Genomic DNA, 21,563 nt, shown 5'->3' on the forward strand with positions numbered 1-21,563 from the left:
GACCGGACGCACTACCGACCTGCCGACCCGCCGTCGCGGGACAGGTGGTCCCTAGTCCGGCGACCGGCCCCCGCGCGCCTGCGACGGCGTGCGCCCGGTCCAGCGGGCGTAGGCACGCCGGAACTCGCGGCTGTCGCCGAACCCGACCTCGGTCGCCACCTCGCTGACCGGCACCGACGAGTGCCGCAGCAGCGACGTCGCGCGGCGTTCACGGACCCGGTTCGCGACGTCGCGGAAGCGCACTCCGGCCTCGGCCAGCCGCCGGTGCAGGGTCCGCTCGGTCACGTGCAGCCGCTCGGCGACGTCCCGCATGCTCAGCGGCCGCCGCAGGTGCCCGGCGAGCAGGGTCTCGAGCGAGGCGACCAGGTCCGAGGGCGGTTCGCCCGGGGCGAGCATGCTGCGGCTGGCCTCGATGGCCGCCCGTCGCGTCGGCTCGTGCCGGGTCGGAAGTGGACGTTCCATCAACGCGGCGGGGATGACCATGCGGTTCGCGCCGGCGTCGAACGTGATCGGGCAGCGGAGAACCTGGTGGTAGCGCGCAGCGTGCGCAGGTCGTGGGTAGGCCAGGTCGACCTGCAACGGCGCCCATGTCGGGTCCGCCAGCATCGAGCGGACGACGATGACGGTGCTGACCAGCGCCTCCTCGCACAGGAACGCCGCCAGCCCCGGGTCCGGCCAGCGCTCCCAGAACCGCACCCCGATGCGGCTGCCGAGATCCTCGCGCTCCACGTCGAGGAGGCTGCCCGAGGCCTGGTGCAGCTCCTGGGCGAGGGTGAGGCCCTCGCCCAGGGTCTCCGACGCCCGCATCGCCACACCGAGCAGGCCGAACGACAACAGCGCGTCCCGCTCGCCCACCTCCACCCCCAGCGCACGCCCCGGCAACGCGGCGAGCGCCCGGCGCAGGACCGTCCGCGCCTGCTGCAACGACACCCGCGCGCCGGGCGCGTAGAGCAGAGCGGGATCGAGCCCGGTGCCCGACAGCCACGACGTCACCGGAAGCCCTTCGCGGCGCCCGATCTCCAGGACAGCGGCGAGCACGGTCGGCGGGATCACCGCCTTGTTCGAGGAGCCGATCGACGTCATCAGTGTCTCCCCCCCCGTTAACCCCGCGGAACGGCTCACCGGGGGCTTGCGTCCTCGGATCCTGCTCGCATCACCAGTTCGGGGCCAGGGCGGGTGAAGGAGTAGGAGAGCTGCTCGGATCCTTGGGCGCCCACGGTCAGATGGAGCTCGAAGAGGTCTGGCAGGAGGTGGTACCGGGCCCGCTCGACGGGCCGCGTGGAGTCGTCGTAGGTGACCCGGGACAGCGCGAGCAAGGGGCTCCCCGGGTTGACCCCGAGCAGCTCGGCCTGGTCCGGGCGGGCTCCCACGCTGGCCAGGGTGATGTCGCCGTGGGAGAGCTTGAGGCCGAGGTCCTGCTGGAGGACCTGGTAGATCGGGTGTTCCTCGATCTGCGCGCGTGAGATCCGCTCTCCGACGACGTCGGGGAGGGTGATGTCCACCATCGCCTGCGGCGCGCCCTCGATGATGTAGAGGCGTCGGATGAGCAGCCCGGCGTCGGCGTCGAGACCGTGCAGCGCGCTCGGGTCATTCGTCCACTCGAAGCGCAGGACCCGGCCCTCCGGGTACTTGCCGATGCTGGAGAAGATCGACACGAACGGCCGGAGCTGGTCCAGTGGGTGCGCCGCCCGCTTCGGTGCGACGAACGTGCCTGCGCCCTGGCGGCGCACCAGGAGTCCCTCCTCGACCAGGGCGGCGATCGCCCTCCGGACGGTGGTCCGGCTCACCTGGTACGTCGAGACGAGCTCCATCTCGGTGGGCATGCGGGTGTCCGAGCCCGACTGGGCGGCCAGTCGTCGCAACTGGTCGGCCAGCTGCTCGTGCATGCTCGCCGAGCTGCCACGGTGCAACAGGTTGACAGATTGGTCTTCGGTCATCTTCTTCCGTTCGCTTGACTTGTATCCTGTTGTAGTGTGAGTTGTGGGTTCCAGGGTATCCATCGTCCGGGAGGAACCATGCAACTGACCGCGGCCGAGCAGGACATCCTCGACGGCAGACATGGCGAGGCACTGGCCGGGATCCTGCGGGAGCAGGTGAGCGTCGGGGAGTTCTTCGGAGCCGAGCGGTTCGTCGAGGTCACCAACGCCCACTTCATGGGTGACCGGGAGGTCTTCGGTCAGGCCGGCGCCAACTACCTCACCCGGCTCGCCGACGCCGGCGTGACGGTCCGGGTCCCGACCACGCGCAACGCGCAGTCGGTCGATTTCGAGCAGGCCCACCTGCTGGCCCAGTCGCCCGAGCTCGTCGAGGGGGAGAAGGAGACGCGAGTGCTCCTGCGTCGGCTCGGGGTCTCCACCGTCAACACCTGCATCGGCTACCAGTCCGTCTACCAGCCGAGGCTGGGAGAACACGTGGCGTGGGGCGACACGGGCACGGTCGCCTACGCGAACTCCGTACTGGGGGCACGGACGAACTACGAGTCCGGCGCGGCGGGGCTCGCGGCGGCGCTGACCGGCCGGACTCCGGAGTACGGCTTCCACCTCGACGAGAACCGCCGGGCCAACGTCCGGGTCCGGGTCACGGCGAGCCTGGACGATCACGCCGACTGGGGCGCCCTCGGCGGCCTGATCGGCGAGCGGACGCGCGGGTACTGGAACGTGCCGGCCATCGAAGTCGTCGACCGGCCGGGTCCGGTCTCCGACGAGCTCAAGCACTTCGGTGCCAGCCTGGCCAGCTACGGCTCCATGGCGATGTACCACATCGTGGGCACCACACCGGAGGCGCCGACCTTCGAGGCGGCGAACGCCGGCCGGGAACTGATCGACGAGTTCGAGGTCTCCCAGGCCGACATCGACGCGTTCATGGCCCGCGACCTGCCCGACGGCGGACCCGTCGACCTGGTGGTGTTCACGGCACCGCAGCTCTCCTTCTTCGAGAGCAAGCACATCGCCGACCGGCTGCAGGGGAACAAGGTCTCCGACTCGGTCACGCTGCTGCTCACGACGAACAGCCTCACTTGCGAGGCGCTCCGCGAGCAGGGGCACATGGAGGCGATCACCTCCGCAGGCGGCATCGTCCTGCGCGGCACCTGCTGGTACGTCATGGACCCGGCCGCCCAGCGCGAACACTTCGGCTGGGGCAACCTGGTGACCAACTCGGCGAAGCTGGTCAACATCATCCGCGCCCACGGCTACACGCCTGCGCTCCGTCGGACGGACGAGTGCATCGACGCAGCTCTCACCGGAAAGGTGGCAGGACGATGACGACCATCGAGACCTTCTTCAGGGTCGCGCAGGCCACCGGCGCCGAGGTCGAGGCGGAGGCCGTCGTGAGCCCGGTCGCCTTCAGCGCGCGCTACGACCTCGACCGCACCACCGGCCTGATCTCCCGCAACGATCACCCCCTGAAGGGGCAGTCGGTCCGCGGCAAGATCTTCATCGCACCCGGCGTCCAGGGCGGGGTCGCCGCAGGCTGGGCGTTCCTGTCGATGCGCGGCCTCGGCGTGGGTCCGCGTGGCCTGATCTTCGGTGCCGTCAACCCGGTCATGGTCCAGGGCGCCGTCACCGCGGGCCTGCCGATCGTCGCCGGTGTCGACCAGGAGTTCTTCGAGACGGTCCGCACCGGCGAACTCGTGCGGATCTCTCCGGATAACCACACCGTCGCCATCGTCCGCTGAACGGCGCACCACCGCACAGCCCGACCGACGACCATCCCACCGCATCCGCGTCTCGGTGTGGCGTGACGCCTGCCCCAACCCATTCCTGCGTAGCGCGAGACGGGGCATCGGCGACCGCGTACCCGGCCGATCACGAGCCGCACGCCGTCCGGTGCTGGCGCACCCCCCAGAGGAGACAACGTTGTCGCCCGTGCAGTTCTTCTGCCCTGTCCTGCTCGCCGTCACCTTCGCGGCCGCCGACCCGCGACACGTGGCCGTCGGCCTCGTCACGAGCACTGCCGGTTCCTCCCCCTCGTCAGGCGCAGGAGGTCGTCGTGTCTCCTGAGCTGATCTCCATCTACGTCCTCGTCGCCATGTTCGTCATCGCGTCGTGGCTGCCCGTCAACCTCGGCGTGCTCGCGCTGGCCGCCGCCTACCTCGTCGGCGGTCTGGTCGGAGGGCTCAGCCCCGACGACATCTTCGGCGGGTTCCCGAGCAAGCTGTTCGTCCTGCTGGTGGGCGTCACCTACCTGTTCGCCATCGCCCAGACCAACGGGACCGTCGAGTGGATGATCGATCGCGGAGTCGGATTGGTGCGCGGTCGTCTCGCGTTCATCCCGTGGCTGATGTACGGCCTCACCGCGCTGCTCGCCGCGATGGGCGCTCTCGCCGCCGCCGCGCTTGCCTGCGTCGCTCCCATCGCGCTGCGGTTCGCCGCCCGGCACTCGATCAACCCCTTGATGATGGGGATCATGATCTGCCTCGGCTCGGTCGGCGGCAGCTTCTCACCGATCAGCCCGTTCGGCGTGATCACCGATGGCGTTCTCGCGGAAGCCGGTCTCCCTCGTTCGCCCGGTCTGCTGTTCATCAACAACCTCGCGTTCAGCGCCGCTGTGGCCGTCGTCGTGTTCCTGGTGCTCGGGGGAGGTGGACTGTGGAAGCGCGGCAAGGTGGGAGCCGGTGCGGCCGACCCGATCGAGGAAGGCCCCGACCACGGCGGGTCCAGCGGACCGAGCGCCGGCTCGAGCCCCGGAACGGTCGGGCTCGGCCCGGCTGCAGCCGTGACCGCCAGCCCGCAACGGGTCGGCAGCCGCGCCCCGTCCGCTCGCATCAACCGCTCGCAGGCGTTGACGCTGACCGGCATCCTCGCGCTGGTCGTCGGCGCTCTCGTGTTCGGCCTCGACGTCGGGTTGCTCGCCATCGTCATCAGCGTTCCGCTCACCCTGTTCGCGACCGACCGCGCGGCCGAGGCGGTTCAGAAGGTGCCGTGGTCGGTCGTGCTGCTGATCGGGGGGATGCTGACCTACGTCGGAGTGCTCGAGCACGTCGGCACGCTCGACTACGTGGGAAACCTGATCAACCAGAGCGGGAGGCCGCTGTTCGCCGCGCTGGCACTGTGCTTCGTGGGTGCGCTGATCTCGGCGTTCGCGGCGACAGCCGGTGTGCTGGCGGCGACCATCCCGCTCGCGGTCCCGGTGCTGATGACGCACGACCTTTCGGTGATCGGCACCGTGACCGCGCTGGCGATCGCGTCGACCCTGGTGGACAGCAGCCCGATGTCGACCAACGGCGCGTTGCTGCTGGCCAACCAGCAGACCCTGCCCGAGCGGGTGTTCTTCCGCCGACTGCTGCTCTGGGCCGTGCTCACCGTCGTCGCCGGCCCGCCGCTGGTCTGGCTCGTCTTCGTCGTGCCGGGCGGGTAGAAGGCACGGGTCAGGCCGGAAGGGCGGCGATCGCCTCGATCTCGAAGAGGTAGTCCGGGTTGGCGAAGCCGGCCACCTGCACCAGGGTGCTCACCGGGAAGTCCCGCGGGAAGAACCGGGAGCGCACCTCGCGCATCTCGTCGCGGTGCAGCCGGTAGTCCTCCCCGACGAAGACGTTCACCTTGACGATGTCCGCCATGGCCCCGCCCGCCGCCGCCAGCACCTGCTGCAGGTTCTCGAAGGCGACCTCGGCCTGGTCGACGAGGCCGCGTGGCATCGTGCCGTCCGGGCGGTAGCCGATGATGCCGCTGACGAACAGCAGGCTCCCGCCCGTCACCTTGATCGCCTGGCTGAAGTCCCACGTCGGGGCGTAGATCGAGGTGGGCGAGATGAACGTCTTGTGCACGCTGGTGCTCCTGAGCTCGCAGGGGTCAGCTGACGGCACTGACGCTGCCGCTGTACCACGGTGCCCAGCGGCGACGCGCTCCGGAGATCGCCAGCAGCAGTCCGTTCGCGATGACCACCATGACGAGGACGATCGCCAGCGCCTCGTCCATGCGGAAGTCGAACGCCGCCCGCTCGAGCATGTGCCCGAGGCCGCCTGCCCCGCCGAGGAACTCGCCCAGCACCGCACCCGTGAAGCCGAGCGCGGCGCCGCGCTGGATACCGGCGAGGCTGAACGGGAGGGTGGACGGGAGGATGATCTTCGCGCCCAGTGCGACGCCGTGGAAGCCGAACACCCGGCCTGCGCGCACGAGCGACGGGCTGACGGTCTCGACGCCCTCCATCGTGTTGAGCAGGATCGGGAAGACCGCGAGGAGGAAGACCAAGGCGATCTTGGAGGAGTTGCCCAGCCCGAGGACGAGGATGAACAGCGGCGCGAGCGCGACCTTCGGCGTGGAGTACAGCAGCCACAGGAACGGCGCGACGGTGAAGTGCAGCACCGGGAACCAACCGACGGCGAGCCCGGCCACCACTCCGACCACGACCGCGGCGACCAGCCCGATGGCGAGGTTCTGCAGGCTGAACAGCAGGGCGCTCCAGAACTCGGCGCGCGTGACGAGCTCCGTGAACGCCGCGGCGACCGCGGTGGGCGGCGGCAGGAACGCGGCCGGGACCAGCTCGAGGCGGGTGACGGCGAGCTGCCAGAACGCCACGATGCCCACCACGGCGATGCCCAGGATCGCCGTCCACTTCGCATCCGCGGGCAGTGCGCGGTTCGTCCGTCGCGCCTTCGTCATGATCGTCCGCCCGTCCGGGTCCACGGCGCCCACCACCTGCCGAGGCCGCTGATCAGCTGGGTCATCGCCACGCTCCACAGCACCACGAGGCCGATCGCCGCGAAGGACTGTGCCGTGTTGTAGGTGTTCGAGGTCCGCATGATCAAGGCCCCCATCCCGGTGGACGAACCGGTCAGCTCGGCGGCGATCATGCCGATCGTGGCCATGACCGCGGCCTGTCGGAGACCGGCGAAGAGGAACGCGACGGTCGAGGGGAGGAGCACCTTGCGGTACAGCTGGAACCGGCTCCCCCCGTACACCCGACCTGCGCTGATCAGCGACGGGTTCGTGGTCCGGATCCCGGCCGAGACGTTCAGCAGGATCGGGAAGACGGCCGCGATCACCACGAGGAAGACGACGGGGCCGGTCCCGAAGCCGAACCAGGCCTTGCTGAGCGGTTGGTAGGCCAGCATCGGCGTCGCGTAGATCGTCCACGCCAGCGGCCCGACGATCCGGTCGACCGGGAGCGAGCTGCCCATGAGCAGGCCGAGCGGGATGCCGATCGCCGCCGCGAGGGCGAACCCCGTCACCCACGACTGCACCGACGTGAGGGCGTGCTCGGTCAGCGTGCCGGACGACACGAGGTCGACGAGCCCGTCGAGCACGCTCAGCGGTGGCGGGAAGAAGGTCGCGTTGACCAGGCGCCACTGCCCGACGACGACCTGCCAGACGGCCAGGAACAACACCACCTCGCCGCCGAAGACGAGGGCCTTGTGCTTGCGGTCCAGGCGGGCGAGACGTGCGGCCAGGCCGGTGGCGTTGCTGGTGGGCGGGGTGGTCATGCCGCCTCCGCGGGAGTGAGTGCGTCGGCGGTGCTCATGGGTAGGTGAGCTCGCTGGGCACGTCGTTGCCGATCCCGAGGAGCCCCTGGGCGCGTTCCAGGTAGGCGAGGTCGACGTGGGCCGCGAAGTCGAGGGGCTGCAGCTTCTGCGTCTCGATCGTGGTGTTCCACGCCTCCTCGCCGAAGTAGAGGTTCGGGCAGGTCAGATGCCCGTCGAGCACCCACGGGCCGTTCTGCACGCGCAGGTCTGCCACGTCGAAGCCGTGCTTCTCGTAGATGTCGAGGACGCTGTCCTTGTTCGCGGGGATATGCCCCGCGCCGGGAGCCACGATGTACTCGGCGGCCTTCATGGTCGCCCGCAGGAACCGCACCGCCGAGTTCGGGTTCTCGGCGAGCCAGCCGCTTCCGGCGATCTGGAGGTCGTTGGGCCAGTTCTGCAGCGACTCCACGATGATCTCGGCCCCGTACTCCTCCAGGGCCGGGCGGTCGTCGCCGTAGAACGGGATGAGCGACACGCGGTCGGTCACGAAGAACTCGCGCCACGTCGCGGAGTCGGGCCCCGGGTAGACGATCTCGGCGTCGACGCTGTCGAGGTCCCACCCGGCCTCCCGCAGCGCGAGCGCCCGCTGGAACTCGGCGGGGTCGCCGCTCGTGCCGGCGAGCACGACGTTGGTGCCGTTCAGCTGGTCGATCGCGGTGACGCCGGGTTGGGTGGCGAAGTCGAAGTTCTGCCGGCAGAAGTGCCCGGACAGGGCGTCGACCTCGACGCCGCCGCGGATCGCCTCGATGACCGAACCGGCGCTCTCCACCCCGACGTCAGCGCTGCCGCTCGAGACGGCCGCGGCCACGTTGTCGGCGGTGATGACCTCGACGGAGAGGCCTTCCTCGGCGTAGTGGCCCAGCTCGGTCCCGACGGCGTACATCGAGTGCATCGTGACGTCGGGGAACGGGATGGCGAGGGTGATCTGCGTGTCCTCGGCCGGCCCGGGCTCGCCCTGCCCGAGGTCGACGGGCGTTCTGGGCTCTGGGGCGCCGCTCGCGCAGCCGGCCAGGAGGGCGAGGACCGCCGCTCCGGCCACCGTGCCGAGCCGGGCTCGTGATGTCGACCTGCGCATGACCTTCCCACTTCCGGACGTCATCGTTGCTGGAGCGGCGAGGCCATCGGGAGGCGCGCATCGGGGGCATCGCTCGTGGCGGATACGGTATCCAAAACGGGGAGGCTGTAAAGGCGGCCGATGTCACGGTTCGGTAACGGTGGCGTCGCTGGACATTGGATCCAAAATCCAGAGTCCAATCTCTCTTCCCGCACCTCGGGTGCGCCCGTAGGCTCCGTCGGGCACGAGCTCCTCCTCGCCATGGCGCCGCCGCGCCCGATGGGAGATCCCTTCGATGAGTGCCTCCACCCTGCGTCAGTCCGACGTGCCGGAGCCGGGCTCGCCCGATCCGCGTGAGCCGCTGATCTCGATCAGCAACCTGGGCGTCCGTTACGACGGTGGGCGCAGGGGACGGACCGTCGTCGCGATCGAGAACGTCGACCTCGACGTGTACGCGGGGGAGTTCCTCACCGTCCTCGGCCCGAGCGGATGCGGGAAGACGACGATGATGAACACGGTGGCGGGGATCGTCCGCGCGACCGAGGGATCGGTCCGCGTCGACGGCGTCCCCGTCACCGGACCCGGCCCGGACCGGGCCGTCGTGTTCCAGGACTACGCACTGATGCCGTGGCGTACGGTCGCGGCCAACGTCCGGTTCGGGATGGAGATGCAACCCCGGTTGCGCGACCGCGACGCCGACGCGCAGGTGCGCGAGGCCATCGAGCTCGTGGGCCTGCGCGGCTTCGAGAACTCCTACCCCCGGCAGCTCTCCGGCGGGATGCAGCAGCGCGTCGGTCTCGCGCGGGCGCTGGTGGCGGAGCCGCGGATCATGCTGATGGACGAGCCCCTCGGCGCGGTCGACGCGTTGACGCGCGAGGTGATGCGCGGGGAGCTCGAGCGGATCATCGCCGCGACCGGCAAGACGGTCATGTTCATCACCCACAGCATCGAGGAGGCGATCCTCCTCGGCGACCGGGTGGCGGTCTTCAGCAGCCATCCCGGCTCGATCGCCGAGGTGTTGGAGGTCGAACTGCCCCGGCCGCGCTCGGAGCGGTCGGCGGCGGCGGACCCCCGCTACGTCGAACTGCGCAACCACCTCTGGACCCTGCTGGAGACCGACGCGCGGAACGCGGCGACCGAGATCCGATGACCGGCGCCGCCCCGACGGGTCGCCTGATGCGGGCGGCCTGCCTGACCTCCTTCGCCGGTCCGGACGGCGTGCGGGTGTGCGAGGTGGCCGCCCCATCGCCCGGGCCCGACGAGGTGCTCGTGGCGGTGAGCACCGTCGGCGCCAACCAGCTCGACCTCAACACGATGCGGGGCCTCGGTCCCGGTGCGCAGACCCCGCTCCCGCTCGTGCTGGGCATCGACCCGGCGGGCACGGTGGTCGCGCAGGGCGCAGGCGTCGACGGCGACCGCCGGGGCGAGCGGGTCGTCGTGAAGCCGAACATCTCCTGCGGGCAGTGCGCGTACTGCCGCCGGGAGCAGGAGGCGGACTGCCCGTCCCAGACCGTCGTCGGCGTCCACCGGGCCGGCGGCGCGGCGGAGTACGCGGCCGTTCCCGCGCGGAACGCCTTCGACATCGGGCAGCTCGACTTCGAGGTCGCCACCGCCGCCGTGCACAGCGTTCCCATCGCGCTGCACGCCCTCCGCGCCGGTGGCCGCCTCGACCCCGGCGCCGCCTTCCTCGTCACCGGCGCCACCGGGGCCGTCGGGTCCGCCGCGGTCCAGCTCGGCCGGCACGTCGGGGCCCGGGTCGTCGCCGCCTCCACCTCCCGCGCCGTGGCGGGTTCCGGCGTGCGCGCCGTCCACTACGACGGCCCGGCATCGCTGGTCGAGCAGGTGCGGCGCCTCGAACCCGCCGGCGTCGACCTCGCCCTCGACACGAGCGGCCACGGCGACGTCATCGGCGCGGCGTTGCAGTGCCTGGGCTGGAAGGGCCGGCTCGTGGTGTGCTCGGCCTCGCTGGCCAAGGACGTCTGCGTGGACGCCCGTGCGCTGTACCTGAACCGGCAGTCGGTGATCGGTGCGGCGTCGGCCGACTACCACGAGGTCTCCGAAGCGCTGCGACTCGTCACGACCGGCGCCGTGCGCCCGGCCGTCGGGCGCCGCTTCGGCCTCGCCGAGATGGGGGAGGCGTACGCCGCGATCGGCGATCGGGCGCGCGAGGGGAAGGTGGTCGTCCATGTCGCGTGACCCGGTCGAGGTGTCCCTGCTGCCGGACGACGTGGAGAGCGCCGCGGCGGCGCGAGCACGAGGAGAGGACTTCGGGATGAGTGCGTCCGAATCGGGCCCGGCGGCGAACGGGCCGCTGAGCGGCCTGCGCGTCGTCGAGATCGGCCAGTACATCGCGGGCCCCTACGCCGCGAAGCTGCTCGCCGACATGGGCGCGGACGTGGTCAAGGTCGAGTCACCGGCCGGCGACCCGATGCGTCGCTGGGAGGGCACCGGGAGCGGCTACAGCCCCCAGTTCGCGGCGTACAACCGCAACAAGGACGGCGTCGTCCTCGACCTGAAGTCGGCCGCCGGCCTGGACGCCCTCCTCGGGCTGGCCGCCGGGGCCGACGTGCTCATCGAGAACTTCCGCCCCGGCGTCGCCCGCAGGCTCGGGTTCGGGGCCGACGTCGTCGCGCAGCGCAACCCGCGCCTGGTCTACTGCTCGATCACCGGGTTCGGCGCGGACGGCCCGTACGCGACCCGGCCGGCCTACGACTCGGTCATCTCGGCCGTCGGCGGGATGTACAGCCAGGTCATCCCGGCGGACGCGCTGCGGCCCGCCGGCCCGGCCTTCTCCGACCTGCTCGCCGGGATGTCGGCGGTCCAGGCCGTGCTGGCGGCCGTGCACGCGCGGCACGTCACCGGCTCCGGCCAGCACGTCGAGGTCTCGATGGTCGGCGCCGTGCTGGACTTCCTCACCGAGTCCGCGTCGACCTACCTCCAGACGGGTGCGACCGCCGGCCCGGACACGCGACCCCGGCGGGCGCAGGCGTACGCGTGCGTCGGCTCGGACGGTCTGGCGTTCGTCGTGCACATGTCGGTCCCGGAGAAGTTCTGGACCGGGCTGCTCGACGTGATCGACCGCGCCGACCTGGCGCAGGACCCACGGTTCGCCACGCGGGAAGGCCGGGTCGCGCACTACGACGAGCTCGACGAGATCCTCAAGCGGGAGACGGCACGGCGGCCGCGGGAGCACTGGTTGCGCGAGCTCGCCGCGCACGACATCCCGCACGGGCCGCTCAACCGGGTCGCCGACCTCTTCGCCGACCCGCAGGTGGCGGCCATGGACCTGGTGACGACCGCGCCGGACGCCGCGGGCGACGAGGTCCGGATGCCCCGGCACAGCACGGTCTTCAACGGCAGCGGCCGGCCGGCCTACCGGATGGCGCCGCTGCTCGGGGCGGACACCGAGCGCCTGCTCGAACAGCAGCAGCTGTCCTTCGACGACGAGGAGGTGACGGCATCGTGAAGGTCCCCCGCGACCTGGTGGCCGTCGACGTGCACACCCACCCGCAGACGGAGGAGTTCCTCGCCGCGATGGGTGCCCGGCGCGGCCAGATGGCCCAGCACTTCAAGCGGGATCGGCCCGTGGTGTCGTTCGCCGAGCAGGCCGACGCCTACCGCGAGCGGCACATGATGGCCGTCATCGTCAACTCGGACTCGGAGACGACGTCCGGGATCAAGGGAGCCCCCAACGACCTGCTCGGCAAGGCGCAGGCCGACCACCCCGACGTGTTCCTCGCGTTCGCCGGCATCGACCCGTGGAAGGGCGAGGCGGCGATCGCCGAGATCCGCCGGTGCCACGCCGAGTTCGGGATCGCAGGCGTCGGCGAGCTCAACCCGGCTCGCCAGAAGTTCCTGCCGAACGACCGGCGCTTCTTCCCCATCTGGGAGGCGTGTGCCGAGCTGGGGCTCGTCGTGATGTTCCACGGCGGCTTCCCCGGTGCCGGTGCCGGCACACCGGGCGGCGGCGGCTACTCCCTGGAGTACGCCCGTCCGATCCCGTACGTCGACGACGTCGCCGCAGCGTTCCCGGAGCTGAAGATCATCAGCGCGCACCCCGCGTGGCCGTGGCACCTCGACAACCTCGCGATGGTGTGGCACAAGTCGAACGTCTACCTGGACCTCTCCGGGTGGGGGCCGAAGTACCTGCCCCCCGAGGTCGTGCGCTACGCGGACTCCGTGATCACCGACCGCGTGCTGTTCGGCAGCGACTGGCCGGTGATGACCGTGGAACGGTGGATGTCGGACTTCGACGCGCTCGCGATCAAGGAGGCCTCGCGGCGCAAGATCCTCCTGGAGAACGCCATGACCCTGTTCGGGCTCGAGCACTAGATGGGCCGGATCGTCGGGATCTTCGCCGCCCCGCACAACCCCCTGCTGTGGCGCACCCTGCGCGGCGAGGTCGAGCCGGACCTCCTCGCGACCCGGGACGCGTTCCGCGCGATGCGCGAGCGGATCACCGAGCTGCGGCCGGACGTGCTGGTCGTCGTCGGCACCGACCACATGACGCAGTGGTTCCACGACAACATGCCGACGTTCCTCGTCGGCCGCAGCGACCTGGTGCCGACCACGTTCTTCAACGAGGAGCGGGAGTTCGGGATCCCGCAGGACGTGCTGGTCGGCGACCCCGCACTGGGGCTCGACCTGCTGCGCGGCGGGATGGCGCACGGCGTCGACTTCGCCAGCTCGCAGGAGCTGCGCGCCGACCACAGCATCTACCTGCCCCACGCGTTCCTGTCGCCGTCGCCGGACGTCGCCGTCGTCCCGATCTTCACGAACTGCATCGCCCCTCCGTTCCCGGGGCCCGAGCGGTTCTTCCGGCTGGGCGAGGTGATCCGCCGGGCGGTGGCCGAGTCGCCGCTGGACCGCCGCGTCGTGCTCGTCACGAGCGGGCACCTGGCCACCGAGGTCGGCGGGCCCAAGCAGTTCCGCGGATCCTCGGACCCGGAGTTCGACGAGGACGCGATCCGGTGGCTCGCCGACGGGAACGTGGAGGAGATCTTCCGGGAGCTGACGCTCGAGCGGATGCTGGCGGCCGGCAACGTGACGCCGCAGTTCCTCAACTTCGTCGTGGCGATGGGCGCCGCGGGGGGCGCCCCCGCGGCGTACGCCGTGGGCCTGCGCTCCCGGTTCGCCTCGTCGCCCTTCGTGGAGTGGAAGGCGGGGGAGCGATGAGCAGGCACGCGGTGAACGCCTTCATGCGGCTGGTCAACATGGACCGCGACAGCCTGGCCGGCTACGTGGCCGACCCGCCGCGTTTCGTGGCCCGCTACGTGGAGCGCGGCGGGTTCGAGGCGCCCCCGTGGGTCGCGCGGGGCGGACCGCTCACCGAGACCGAGCGGCAGGCCCTCGCCGCGCGGGACTACGGGGCGCTGTACGCGATGGGCGCCCACCCCTACCTGCTCTGGAGCTTCGCCGAGGCGGTGTGGGTGCCCGAGGTCAGCCGGGCCGAGCTGGTCGAGGACTTCCGCGCCAAGGCCCTGCAGGCCGGTCACCCCAGCTACGAGAGCTGACCCCGCCACCGTGTGCGGACCGGTCCGCTGTGCGTAGGCATTGGATCCTGAATCCAATTCGTTCTCAGGAGAAGGCAGGCACCACATGCTGAAGTTCGGCTACAAGGCATCGGCGGAGCAGTTCCCGCCGCGGGAGCTCATCGATTTCGCGGTCCGGGCCGAGAGGTCGGGCTTCGACTCCGTGTTCGTGAGCGACCACCTGCAGCCGTGGCGCCATCACGGGGGCCACGCGCCCGCCGCGCTGCCGTGGCTGGGTGCGCTGGTCGCCGGCACTCGGACCGTGACGGTCGGCACGAGCGTCCTCACCCCGACGTTCCGCTACCACCCGGGCGTCATCGCCCAGGCGTTCGCGACCCTGGGCTGCCTCGCCCCGGGGCGGGTCGTGCTCGGCGTCGGGTCCGGGGAGTCGATGAACGAGGCGCCGCTGGGCCTGCGCTGGCCGGAGGGCAAGGAGCGGTTCGCCCGGCTCAAGGAGGCGCTGCACCTGATCCGGGAGCTCTGGACGCAGGAGCGCGTGACGTTCGAGGGCGACTACTACAGCACCGACCGGGCCACGATCTACGACCGGCCCGAGCAGCCGGTGCCGCTGTACGTGGCCGCGTCCGGACCGGCGGCGACCCGCCTCGCAGGCCGCGTGGCCGACGGGTTCATCTGCACCAGCGGCAAGGGGCGCGGCCTCTACACCGACACGCTGCTGCCGGCGTTGGCCGAGGGCGCGGCCCGGGGCGGCCGGGCTCTCGACGACCTCGACCTGATGATCGAGGTGAAGGTGTCGTTCGACCCCGACCGGGACCGGGCGCGCCACGACACCCGCTTCTGGGGCGCGCTGGCGCTGTCCGGCGAGGAGAAGCTCGGGGTCGAGGACCCCGTCGAGATGGAGCGGCTCGCCGACGCCCTGCCCATCGAGCGCGTGGCCTCCCGCTGGATCGTCTCGTCGGACCCGGACGAGCACGTCGAGTCGATCTGGCAGTACGTCGACATGGGGTTCCGGCACCTGGTGTTCCACGCACCCGGCCCCGACCAGGCCCGTTTCCTGGATCTCTACGAGTCGTCGATCCTGCCGCGCCTGCGCGAGCGGGAGGCGGACCTGTGCGCTGCAGGGTAGGTCTCGGGGGCCGAGTCGAGCTCGGCGAGCAGCCCGGCGCAGACGGCGTCGAGGTGCGACTTGACCCAGCGCCGCGCCCCGGGCAGGTCGCCGGCGACGACGAGGTCCACGAGCCCGCGGTGGCTGTGCGCGTGGTCGTGCACGCGCAGGCCGAGCAGGTCCCGCCCGACGCTGCTGCGCAGCTGGTCGATCACGCCTACCAGGACCGGGTTCTCGTCGGCGCCGTAGAGCTCGTGGTAGAAGGCCACGCGGTCCTCGAGGAAGTCGCTGGTGCGCTCCGGGTCGTCGAGCCGATCGGCCATCTCCACCAGGCGTTCCGCGCGCTCGGGCGTCATGCTGCGGATCGCGAGCTTGATGGCCTGCGCCTCGAGCAGTGCTCGCACCGAGTAGGTCTCGCGCACCTTCTCCGCGGTCAGGGTGGCCACCACCGCGCCGCGGTGCGGCTTGAAGACGACCAGCCCCTCGGTCTCGAGCTGGATGATCGCGCTGCGCACCGGGATCCGGGAGACGCCGATGGCCTCGGCGATGGCCTCCTGACCCAGCTTCTGCCCCGGTTGCAGCGCGCCCGTGAGGATCGCCTCGCGCAGGATCGCGTAGACGAGCTCGCCGACGGTCGTGTACCCGCCGGACAGGCGGTTCACGACGTCGGAGAGTGCGGGGACGTCGTCCTCCAGGGGCCGTCTGCGCGCCACGCGACGCAGCGTAGACCCGGGGCGCGATCAGGACCTCGGCGGCTCGTATCCAATAGCCGGAGCCGGGCATCGGGGAAAGCTGGATCCTGGATACGAAGTCCGCAAGGATGGGCAGCGGTCGGCGCAGCGGTGGGGGAGAGCTGATGGGCACGCAGTCCGGTACGCGGGCGCTCCGGGACCTGGCCCACCGCATGGCGCCGGGGTACCGGTCGGTGGGGGACATGGTTTACGCCGTCCTCAGGGACGCCCTGCTCGCGGGCGCCTTCCAGCCGGGCGAGCGCCTGCGGCAGGAGACGCTCGCCGACGCCATCGGGGTGTCGCGGGTGCCGGTGCGCGCCGCACTCCTGCAGCTGGAGTCCGACGGCCTCGTCACCTTCCAACCCCGGCGGGGCGCCGTGGTGAGCGCCCCCACGGCCGACGACGTCGCCGAGGTCTACGAGCTGCGCCGCGTCCTCGAGGCGTACGCGCTGCGGCGGTCGATGGCCGTGATGACCGAGGAACGGCTGGCCGAGCTGCGCAGGCTGGCGGACGAGTCGGACGCCCAGACCGAGGGCGCCCCCTTCGTCGAGTCGCGCAAGCGCTTCTACCACGCCCTCTACGACGGTGACCGGAACCCGCAGCTGCTGGAGATGGTCGAGCAGCTGCGCCTCAAGGTGGGCCGCTACATGCTCGGCTGGCGCCTGCACGGGGCGGGCGAGCACACCCACCGCGACCTCGTCGAGGCGGTCTCCCGCGCGGACGCCGACGGCGCCGAGCGCATCCTCACCGAGCACCTCGAACGCGTCCGGGACGGCGTCCTCGGCATGCTCCGCCACATCACGCGGGCCGCGGATCCCGAGCCACCGACGACACCCACCCGGCCGGTCGGCGGCCGCCGTCCCGACAGGGAGATGACGTGCGCACCCAGGACGTGACCTTCTACAGCGAGGGCGACCGCATCGCGGCCCTCTGGCGCACCCCGGACACCGGTGACGGGCCGTGGCGGGCGGTCGTGCAGGGGCCGGGCTGGCTCGGGCTCAAGGACGCGAAGCTCTACGTCCGGTACCACGAAGCGCTCACCGAGGCCGGCTACGCGGTGCTGATCCTCGACTACCGGGGGTTCGGGGACTCCGCGGGCGACCGCGGTGTGCTCTCACCGGCGCGCCAGCTCCAGGACCTGGTCAACGCCGTCACCTACCTGACGACGCGGGCCGACGTCGACGCCGACGCGATCGGCACGTTCGGCACCGGCGGCACCGGCGGGGGGAACGCGGTGCTGCTCGCCGAGGCCGATCCGCGGATCAAGGCCGCGGTCAGCCAGGTGCCGGTCGCCGACGGCGAGGACTGGCTGCACCGCATGCGCCAGGAGCACGAGTGGCTGGCCTTCCGGGAGGCGCTGGAGGAGGACCGCAGGGTCCGCGTCAGCACCGGTGCGGGCAGGCGCGTGCACCCGCGCGAGGAGATCATGGTGCCGACCCCGGAACGGCGGGCGAGCACGGTGAAGTCCGACGTCGACGACCGGATCCCGGCGTCGGTCCCGCTTGCCGCGGCGGAGGAGATCATCGCCTACCGGCCGATCGACGCGGCCGCCCGCCTGAGGACCCCGCTCATGGTCATCGGGGTCGAGGGCGACGCCACCACGCCCACCGACCACGCCGAGCGCCTCTACGAGGCGGCGCGCGGTCCGAAGTGCCTGGTGATGCAGCGGCACACCACGCACTACGCCGCCTACGACCGGTACTGGGAGCAGACGACCCCCCGCATCGTCGCCTGGTTCGACCGGTACCTGCGCCCGGCCGACGTCGTCGTCACCACGAGCCACGCCGCCCTCGACGAGGTCGAGACCCTGCACGCCGCTGACGAGAGGACCTGAGGATGAAGTTCGGACTGCTGCTGCCCCACTTCGGTGAGCACGCGAGCAAGGAGAAGCTGCTGGAGGGCTCGAAGCTCGCCGAGGACAAGGGGTTCGACTCGGTCTGGGTGCGCGACCACCTCGTGTTCGAGCCGCACGGCGAGATGGAGAAGCCCAACCGGACCTTCTACGACGCGCTGACGACGCTGACCGCGATCGGCGCGGTCACCGACCGCATCGAGCTGGGCACCGGGTCGCTCATCCCGTTCCGCCACCCGCTGGTCACGGCCCTGATGGCGGGCACGATCACGCAGCTCGTGGGGCAGCGGCTCATCCTCGGGTTCGGCGCCGGCACCTTCGACCACGAGTTCGAGGCCATCGGCTGGGGCCACCACGACCGCGTGGAGCTGGTGCGCTCGAACGCCGAGATCCTCCGCCGCGTGTTCACCGAGAACGACGTCACCTACGACGACGGTGTGTTCTCGTTCTCCGACGTGACGATCGAGCCGAAGCCGATCGGCGGCCCGGTCCCGTTCTGGTACTGCGGGGCGACACCGCGCTCGGCGCGCCTGGCCGTGGAGTTCTGCGACGGGTGGATGCCGGGCCGGATCTCGATGGCCACGCTGGCCAAGCGGATCACGACGATGCAGGAGCTGTCGCAGGAGAAGGGCCGCGCGACACCGACGGTCGCGGTCATCCCGCCCACCAGCATCGAGGAGACCCGCGAAGAGGCGCTGCGGCACGTCAACATCCCCGGGCTGCTCGCCTGGGCGAACAAGGCGAAGTTCGCGGTGAAGCCGCCCTCGGGCAGCTTCGAGACGGTGGAGGACCTCGAGGGCCAGCTCATCGTCGGCGACCCGGACGACGCCGTCCGCGAGGTGCGCAAGTTCGCCGACCTCGGGGTCGAGCACCTCGTCTTCGACTTCCGCTTCAAGTTCGACCGGTTCTTCGAGCAGATCGAGCTGCTCGGCACGGAGGTACTGCCGAAGCTGCGCTGAGCAGGCCCACTCACGTGCGGGCCGGCCGGGTGCGCATCGGGCGCGTGAAGTCGGAGAGCTCGCGCGCGAAGGCGGCCACGACCTCCGAGGACCGGTTGCGCGCCCACGCCACGTGCAGGTCGAACTGCAGCGGGTGGCCCTCGGCGTCGCAGATCGGGCGGGTGGTCAGGTCGAATCCGCGCCGGTCGACGGTGTCGCTGATGATCGCGACGCCGAGGCCGGCCTCGGCGAGCGCGGCCAGCGTCTGCCCGACGCTGCACTCGTAGACGACGTCAGGCTCCACCGCCTGGACCCGGCAGGCGGACAGGAACAGCTCGGTCGACAGGAACGAGCGGCCGTTGACGAGCACGAGCTCCCGGTCGAGCTCGGCGACATCGAGGGGACCGCTGCCGGCGGCGAGCCGGTGCCGGGCCGGCAGCACCGCCTGGACCGTGACCGTGGTGATGGGCAGGCTCTCGAACGTCGGCGGTACCGGCGCCGCGATGATCGCGGCGTCGCACTCGGCGGCCTCCAGCCTGCGCCGCATCCGGTGCGCCCCGTCCTCGATCATGGTCACCCTGGTCGAGGGGTGGCGGGGGATCCAGTCGGAGAGGAACGCGGCGAGGTAGCTGCCGGCCGCGGTGGCGCTGCACCCCAGCCTGATCGACGCCGGGCTCGCCCCCACCGTGGCGGCCCGCACCTCGTCGGCCATGTCCAGGACGCGCCGGGCACCGTCGACGAGCGCCTCGCCGTGGCCGGTCAGCCGCACGCCCCATGCACCGCGCTCCAGCAGGGCCACTCCCAGCTCCTGTTCGAGGCGGCCGATCCTGCGCGTCACGACCGGCTGGGAGACGAACAGCGCCTCGGCGGCGCGCCGGAAGCCGTTGTGCTCCACGACCGCCAGGAAGGCCTGCAGGTCCACGAGGTCCATGTACCGCCTCCGCGATCTGATTTCGCTATCACTTCTCCGCAAATGATATCGGCTGTGTCACTCCCGCAGGTGCAGTCGCCTGCATAGTGGATCCAATCGACGGGCCGCCCGGCCCGCGTGGAGGAGGGGCGAGCGTGGCGATCGACACTGTGGTGCGGGCCGGGACCGTGGTCCACGACTGGGGTCGTGAGCAGGCATCCGTCGGCATCGACGGGGGACGGGTGGTGGGCCTCTACGCCCCGGGCGCCGAGCCGGAGGCCCGCGAGGTGATCGACGCCGGCGGGTGCCTCGTGCTGCCCGGAGCGGTGGACATGCACAGCCACCACCGCGAGGGCACGGACGAGGGCTTCGAGTACAAGGAGGACATCGTCACGGTGACCCGGGCCTGCGCCGCGGGTGGTGTCACCACGACCGTGGCGATGCCGAACATCCAGCCACCGCCCAACACGACCGAGCGCCTCGAGGCGCTCTTCGAGCGGTACCGGCAGCGGGCGCTGGTGGACTGGAACGTCAACCCCGCGGGCACCGTGGTCACCGAGATCCCCGGCCTTGCGGCGATGGGCGTGGCGGCGTTCAAGGTCTTCATGGTGGTCGACACCGGCCGCGACTACCCGCACATGCCCGGTATCGGCGTCCACGACCACGGGCAGCTCATGGCGATCATGGAGGCCTGCGCGGCGGCCGACGTGCCGCTGATGGTGCATCCCCACGACCAGGAGCTGATGGACCACATCGAGCAGCGGTTCTGGGACCGGGGCGAGCGCGACGCGCTGGCGTACGCGAAGGCCTACGCCGCCCACGACGGACTGATCTGGGAGACGGCCATCGCGACCCTGCTGCGGATGCAGCAGGCCACGGGGGTCCACCTGCACCTGCTGCACGTGCAGACCGCGGGCAGCGTCGAGCTGATCCGCCAGGCGAAGGCGCGCGGGCAGAAGGTGAGCGCGGAGATCAACCCGTGGGCGCTGTTCCTGGGCAACCGCTGGGAGAACATCGAGAAGTGGGGCTCCTACGCCCTGAGCTACTACGTGCCGGAGAAGAACACCGGCGCCCTCTGGGCGGGCCTGGGCGACGGCACGATCGACATCGTCGCCACCGACCACGCCCCGCACACGCGGGACGAGAAGGAGATCGGCTGGACCGACGGCTGGAAGGCCCACACCGGCACCCCGTCCACGCAGTTCTTCCTGCCGATGCTCCTGACCGCGGCCCAGGAGGGCCTGATCAGCGTCGAACGCGTCGTCGGGGCGACCAGCTCCGTGCCCGCCGACCTGTTCCGGCTCGCCGGGAAGGGGCGGATCGCCGTCGGGCACGACGCGGACCTGGTCGTCGTGGACCCGTCCGCCGACCACGAGATCACCGACGACGAGGTGCTGAGCAAGATCGGCTGGACGCCCTACGCGGGCGTCCGGCTCACCACCGTGCCCCGTCGCACGCTGGTGCGCGGGACGACGGTGTTCGCCGACGGGGTGGTGGTGGCCGAGCCCGGACACGGGCGCCAAGCCGCTGCGGTCCGCACCCTCGCCTGAGGCGGAACGGGGCCGTCCGGGTGGATCCGGACGGCCCCGGTAGCGGCACCCAGCGGAATGGTCGGGCCGGCTACCGCAGGCGACCTCCGCCGCGACCCCCCGGCAGGTAGGCGGTCGCGGTGATCTCGACGCGCAGGCCGAACGGCAGAGCCGCCACCCCGACGGCGGTCCGGGCCGGGAGCGCGCGGTCGCCGAAGTACCTCCGGTACGCCGCGTCCATCGCCGCCCAGTCGTCCAGGTCGGCGAGGTAGCAGGTCATCGACACCACGTCGGCCAGCGTGGCGTCGACCTCGGCGAGGACTCGTTCGAGGTTGCCCAGTGCGGTCGCGGTCTCCGCCTCGATGCCGCCGGGAACCACCGAGGAGCTCTCGTCGAGACCGCCCTGCCCGGCGACGAACCCGATGTCGCCTGCGATGACGAGCGAGGTGTAGGCACCCTTCGCGGTGCCGATGTCGATGTTGGTTCGCATGCG

23 protein-coding genes are annotated in these 21,563 nt (G+C 71.3%); 14 read left to right on the plus strand and 9 right to left on the minus strand.

Going from position 1 to position 21,563, the window contains the following annotated elements; genetic code table 11:
• Positions 1-51 precede the first annotated feature (51 nt).
• Both FB558_RS20510 and FB558_RS20515 read right to left on the minus strand, forming a co-directional pair.
• Entirely contained in the window at positions 52-1,083 is a 1,032-nt protein-coding gene (locus tag FB558_RS20510) for an AraC family transcriptional regulator (protein ID WP_142055841.1), read from the minus strand.
• Between the two features lie 35 nt (positions 1,084-1,118).
• Entirely contained in the window at positions 1,119-1,937 is an 819-nt protein-coding gene (locus FB558_RS20515) for a GntR family transcriptional regulator (RefSeq protein WP_170231431.1), read from the minus strand.
• Between the two features lie 78 nt (positions 1,938-2,015).
• Between FB558_RS20515 and FB558_RS20520 the strand changes: the two genes are divergently transcribed.
• The 3 genes from FB558_RS20520 to FB558_RS20530 all read left to right on the plus strand — a co-directional run bounded on the left by FB558_RS20520 (position 2,016) and on the right by FB558_RS20530 (position 5,358).
• A complete protein-coding gene (locus tag FB558_RS20520) occupies positions 2,016-3,263 on the plus strand; it encodes an aconitase X catalytic domain-containing protein (protein WP_142055845.1) in 1,248 nt (415 codons plus the stop codon).
• Complete coding sequence (locus FB558_RS20525) at positions 3,260-3,676, plus strand: aconitase X swivel domain-containing protein (RefSeq protein WP_142055847.1); 417 nt, start codon at positions 3,260-3,262, stop codon at positions 3,674-3,676. Before FB558_RS20520 ends, FB558_RS20525 begins: the two co-directional genes overlap by 4 nt.
• Positions 3,677-3,990: 314 nt before the next feature.
• Entirely contained in the window at positions 3,991-5,358 is a 1,368-nt protein-coding gene (locus FB558_RS20530; protein WP_142055849.1) for an SLC13 family permease, read from the plus strand.
• Positions 5,359-5,368: 10 nt separating this feature from the next.
• Here the strand turns inward: FB558_RS20530 and FB558_RS20535 are convergent, their stop codons facing one another.
• The 4 genes from FB558_RS20535 to FB558_RS20550 are packed head-to-tail and all read right to left on the minus strand — an operon-like array spanning position 5,369 to position 8,534.
• Positions 5,369-5,764 (minus strand): RidA family protein, encoded by a 396-nt coding sequence (locus tag FB558_RS20535; RefSeq protein WP_170231432.1) that lies wholly within the window; start codon positions 5,762-5,764, stop codon positions 5,369-5,371.
• 25 nt (positions 5,765-5,789) lie between these two features.
• Positions 5,790-6,623 (minus strand): ABC transporter permease, encoded by an 834-nt coding sequence (locus tag FB558_RS20540; protein ID WP_211366706.1) that lies wholly within the window; start codon positions 6,621-6,623, stop codon positions 5,790-5,792.
• Positions 6,596-7,420: an ABC transporter permease gene (locus FB558_RS20545; protein WP_142055855.1), complete on the minus strand. Its 825-nt coding sequence runs from the start codon at positions 7,418-7,420 to the stop codon at positions 6,596-6,598. Before FB558_RS20545 ends, FB558_RS20540 begins: the two co-directional genes overlap by 28 nt.
• Before the next feature lie 34 nt (positions 7,421-7,454).
• Complete coding sequence (locus FB558_RS20550) at positions 7,455-8,534, minus strand: ABC transporter substrate-binding protein (protein WP_142055857.1); 1,080 nt, start codon at positions 8,532-8,534, stop codon at positions 7,455-7,457.
• A gap of 274 nt (positions 8,535-8,808) precedes the next feature.
• Between FB558_RS20550 and FB558_RS20555 the strand changes: the two genes are divergently transcribed.
• From FB558_RS20555 to fgd, 7 genes are all read left to right on the plus strand, one after another.
• Positions 8,809-9,663, plus strand: coding sequence for an ABC transporter ATP-binding protein (locus FB558_RS20555; protein ID WP_142055859.1), 855 nt, complete (start codon positions 8,809-8,811; stop codon positions 9,661-9,663).
• A complete protein-coding gene (locus tag FB558_RS20560) occupies positions 9,660-10,709 on the plus strand; it encodes an alcohol dehydrogenase catalytic domain-containing protein (RefSeq protein ID WP_142055861.1) in 1,050 nt (349 codons plus the stop codon). Before FB558_RS20555 ends, FB558_RS20560 begins: the two co-directional genes overlap by 4 nt.
• Positions 10,699-11,979 carry a CaiB/BaiF CoA transferase family protein gene (locus tag FB558_RS20565; RefSeq protein ID WP_142055863.1) on the plus strand — a complete coding sequence of 427 codons (1,281 nt, stop codon included), beginning with the start codon at positions 10,699-10,701 and terminating at the stop codon, positions 11,977-11,979. Before FB558_RS20560 ends, FB558_RS20565 begins: the two co-directional genes overlap by 11 nt.
• On the plus strand, positions 11,976-12,845 hold the full coding sequence (locus FB558_RS20570; protein WP_211366707.1) for an amidohydrolase family protein: 870 nt from the start codon (positions 11,976-11,978) through the stop codon (positions 12,843-12,845). Before FB558_RS20565 ends, FB558_RS20570 begins: the two co-directional genes overlap by 4 nt.
• Positions 12,846-13,688, plus strand: coding sequence for a DODA-type extradiol aromatic ring-opening family dioxygenase (locus tag FB558_RS20575; protein ID WP_142055865.1), 843 nt, complete (start codon positions 12,846-12,848; stop codon positions 13,686-13,688).
• A complete protein-coding gene (locus FB558_RS20580) occupies positions 13,685-14,026 on the plus strand; it encodes a hypothetical protein (RefSeq protein ID WP_142055867.1) in 342 nt (113 codons plus the stop codon). The genes FB558_RS20575 and FB558_RS20580 overlap by 4 nt, the downstream gene beginning before the upstream one ends.
• An 85-nt stretch (positions 14,027-14,111) precedes the next feature.
• Complete coding sequence (gene fgd, locus FB558_RS20585) at positions 14,112-15,131, plus strand: glucose-6-phosphate dehydrogenase (coenzyme-F420) (protein ID WP_142055869.1); 1,020 nt, start codon at positions 14,112-14,114, stop codon at positions 15,129-15,131.
• On the opposite strand, the gene FB558_RS20590 is transcribed toward fgd, so the two are convergent.
• Positions 15,068-15,823, minus strand: coding sequence for a GntR family transcriptional regulator (locus FB558_RS20590; RefSeq protein WP_142055871.1), 756 nt, complete (start codon positions 15,821-15,823; stop codon positions 15,068-15,070). The genes fgd and FB558_RS20590 overlap by 64 nt on opposite strands.
• Positions 15,824-15,966: 143 nt before the next feature.
• On the opposite strand from FB558_RS20590, the gene FB558_RS20595 reads away from it, so the two are divergent.
• Genes FB558_RS20595 through FB558_RS20605 form a run of 3 tightly spaced genes read left to right on the plus strand, consistent with a single transcriptional unit; the run spans position 15,967 to position 18,652 of the window.
• Entirely contained in the window at positions 15,967-16,737 is a 771-nt protein-coding gene (locus FB558_RS20595) for a GntR family transcriptional regulator (RefSeq protein WP_170231433.1), read from the plus strand.
• On the plus strand, positions 16,719-17,675 hold the full coding sequence (locus FB558_RS20600; protein WP_142055875.1) for an alpha/beta hydrolase: 957 nt from the start codon (positions 16,719-16,721) through the stop codon (positions 17,673-17,675). Before FB558_RS20595 ends, FB558_RS20600 begins: the two co-directional genes overlap by 19 nt.
• A gap of 2 nt (positions 17,676-17,677) precedes the next feature.
• Positions 17,678-18,652: an LLM class flavin-dependent oxidoreductase gene (locus tag FB558_RS20605; protein WP_142055877.1), complete on the plus strand. Its 975-nt coding sequence runs from the start codon at positions 17,678-17,680 to the stop codon at positions 18,650-18,652.
• Positions 18,653-18,662: 10 nt separating this feature from the next.
• Here the strand turns inward: FB558_RS20605 and FB558_RS20610 are convergent, their stop codons facing one another.
• A complete protein-coding gene (locus FB558_RS20610; RefSeq protein ID WP_142055879.1) occupies positions 18,663-19,562 on the minus strand; it encodes a LysR family transcriptional regulator in 900 nt (299 codons plus the stop codon).
• 134 nt (positions 19,563-19,696) lie between these two features.
• Here FB558_RS20610 and FB558_RS20615 point away from each other — a divergent pair, with 134 nt between their 5' ends.
• On the plus strand, positions 19,697-21,091 hold the full coding sequence (locus FB558_RS20615; RefSeq protein WP_211366708.1) for a dihydroorotase: 1,395 nt from the start codon (positions 19,697-19,699) through the stop codon (positions 21,089-21,091).
• 70 nt (positions 21,092-21,161) lie between these two features.
• Here FB558_RS20615 and FB558_RS20620 read toward each other — a convergent pair whose 3' ends face one another.
• Positions 21,162-21,560, minus strand: coding sequence for a RidA family protein (locus FB558_RS20620; protein ID WP_142055881.1), 399 nt, complete (start codon positions 21,558-21,560; stop codon positions 21,162-21,164).
• Between the last annotated feature and the right edge of the window lie 3 nt (positions 21,561-21,563).

Origin of the sequence: Pseudonocardia kunmingensis, assembly GCF_006716445.1 — a bacterium.
Taxonomy (GTDB): domain Bacteria; phylum Actinomycetota; class Actinomycetes; order Mycobacteriales; family Pseudonocardiaceae; genus Pseudonocardia; species Pseudonocardia kunmingensis.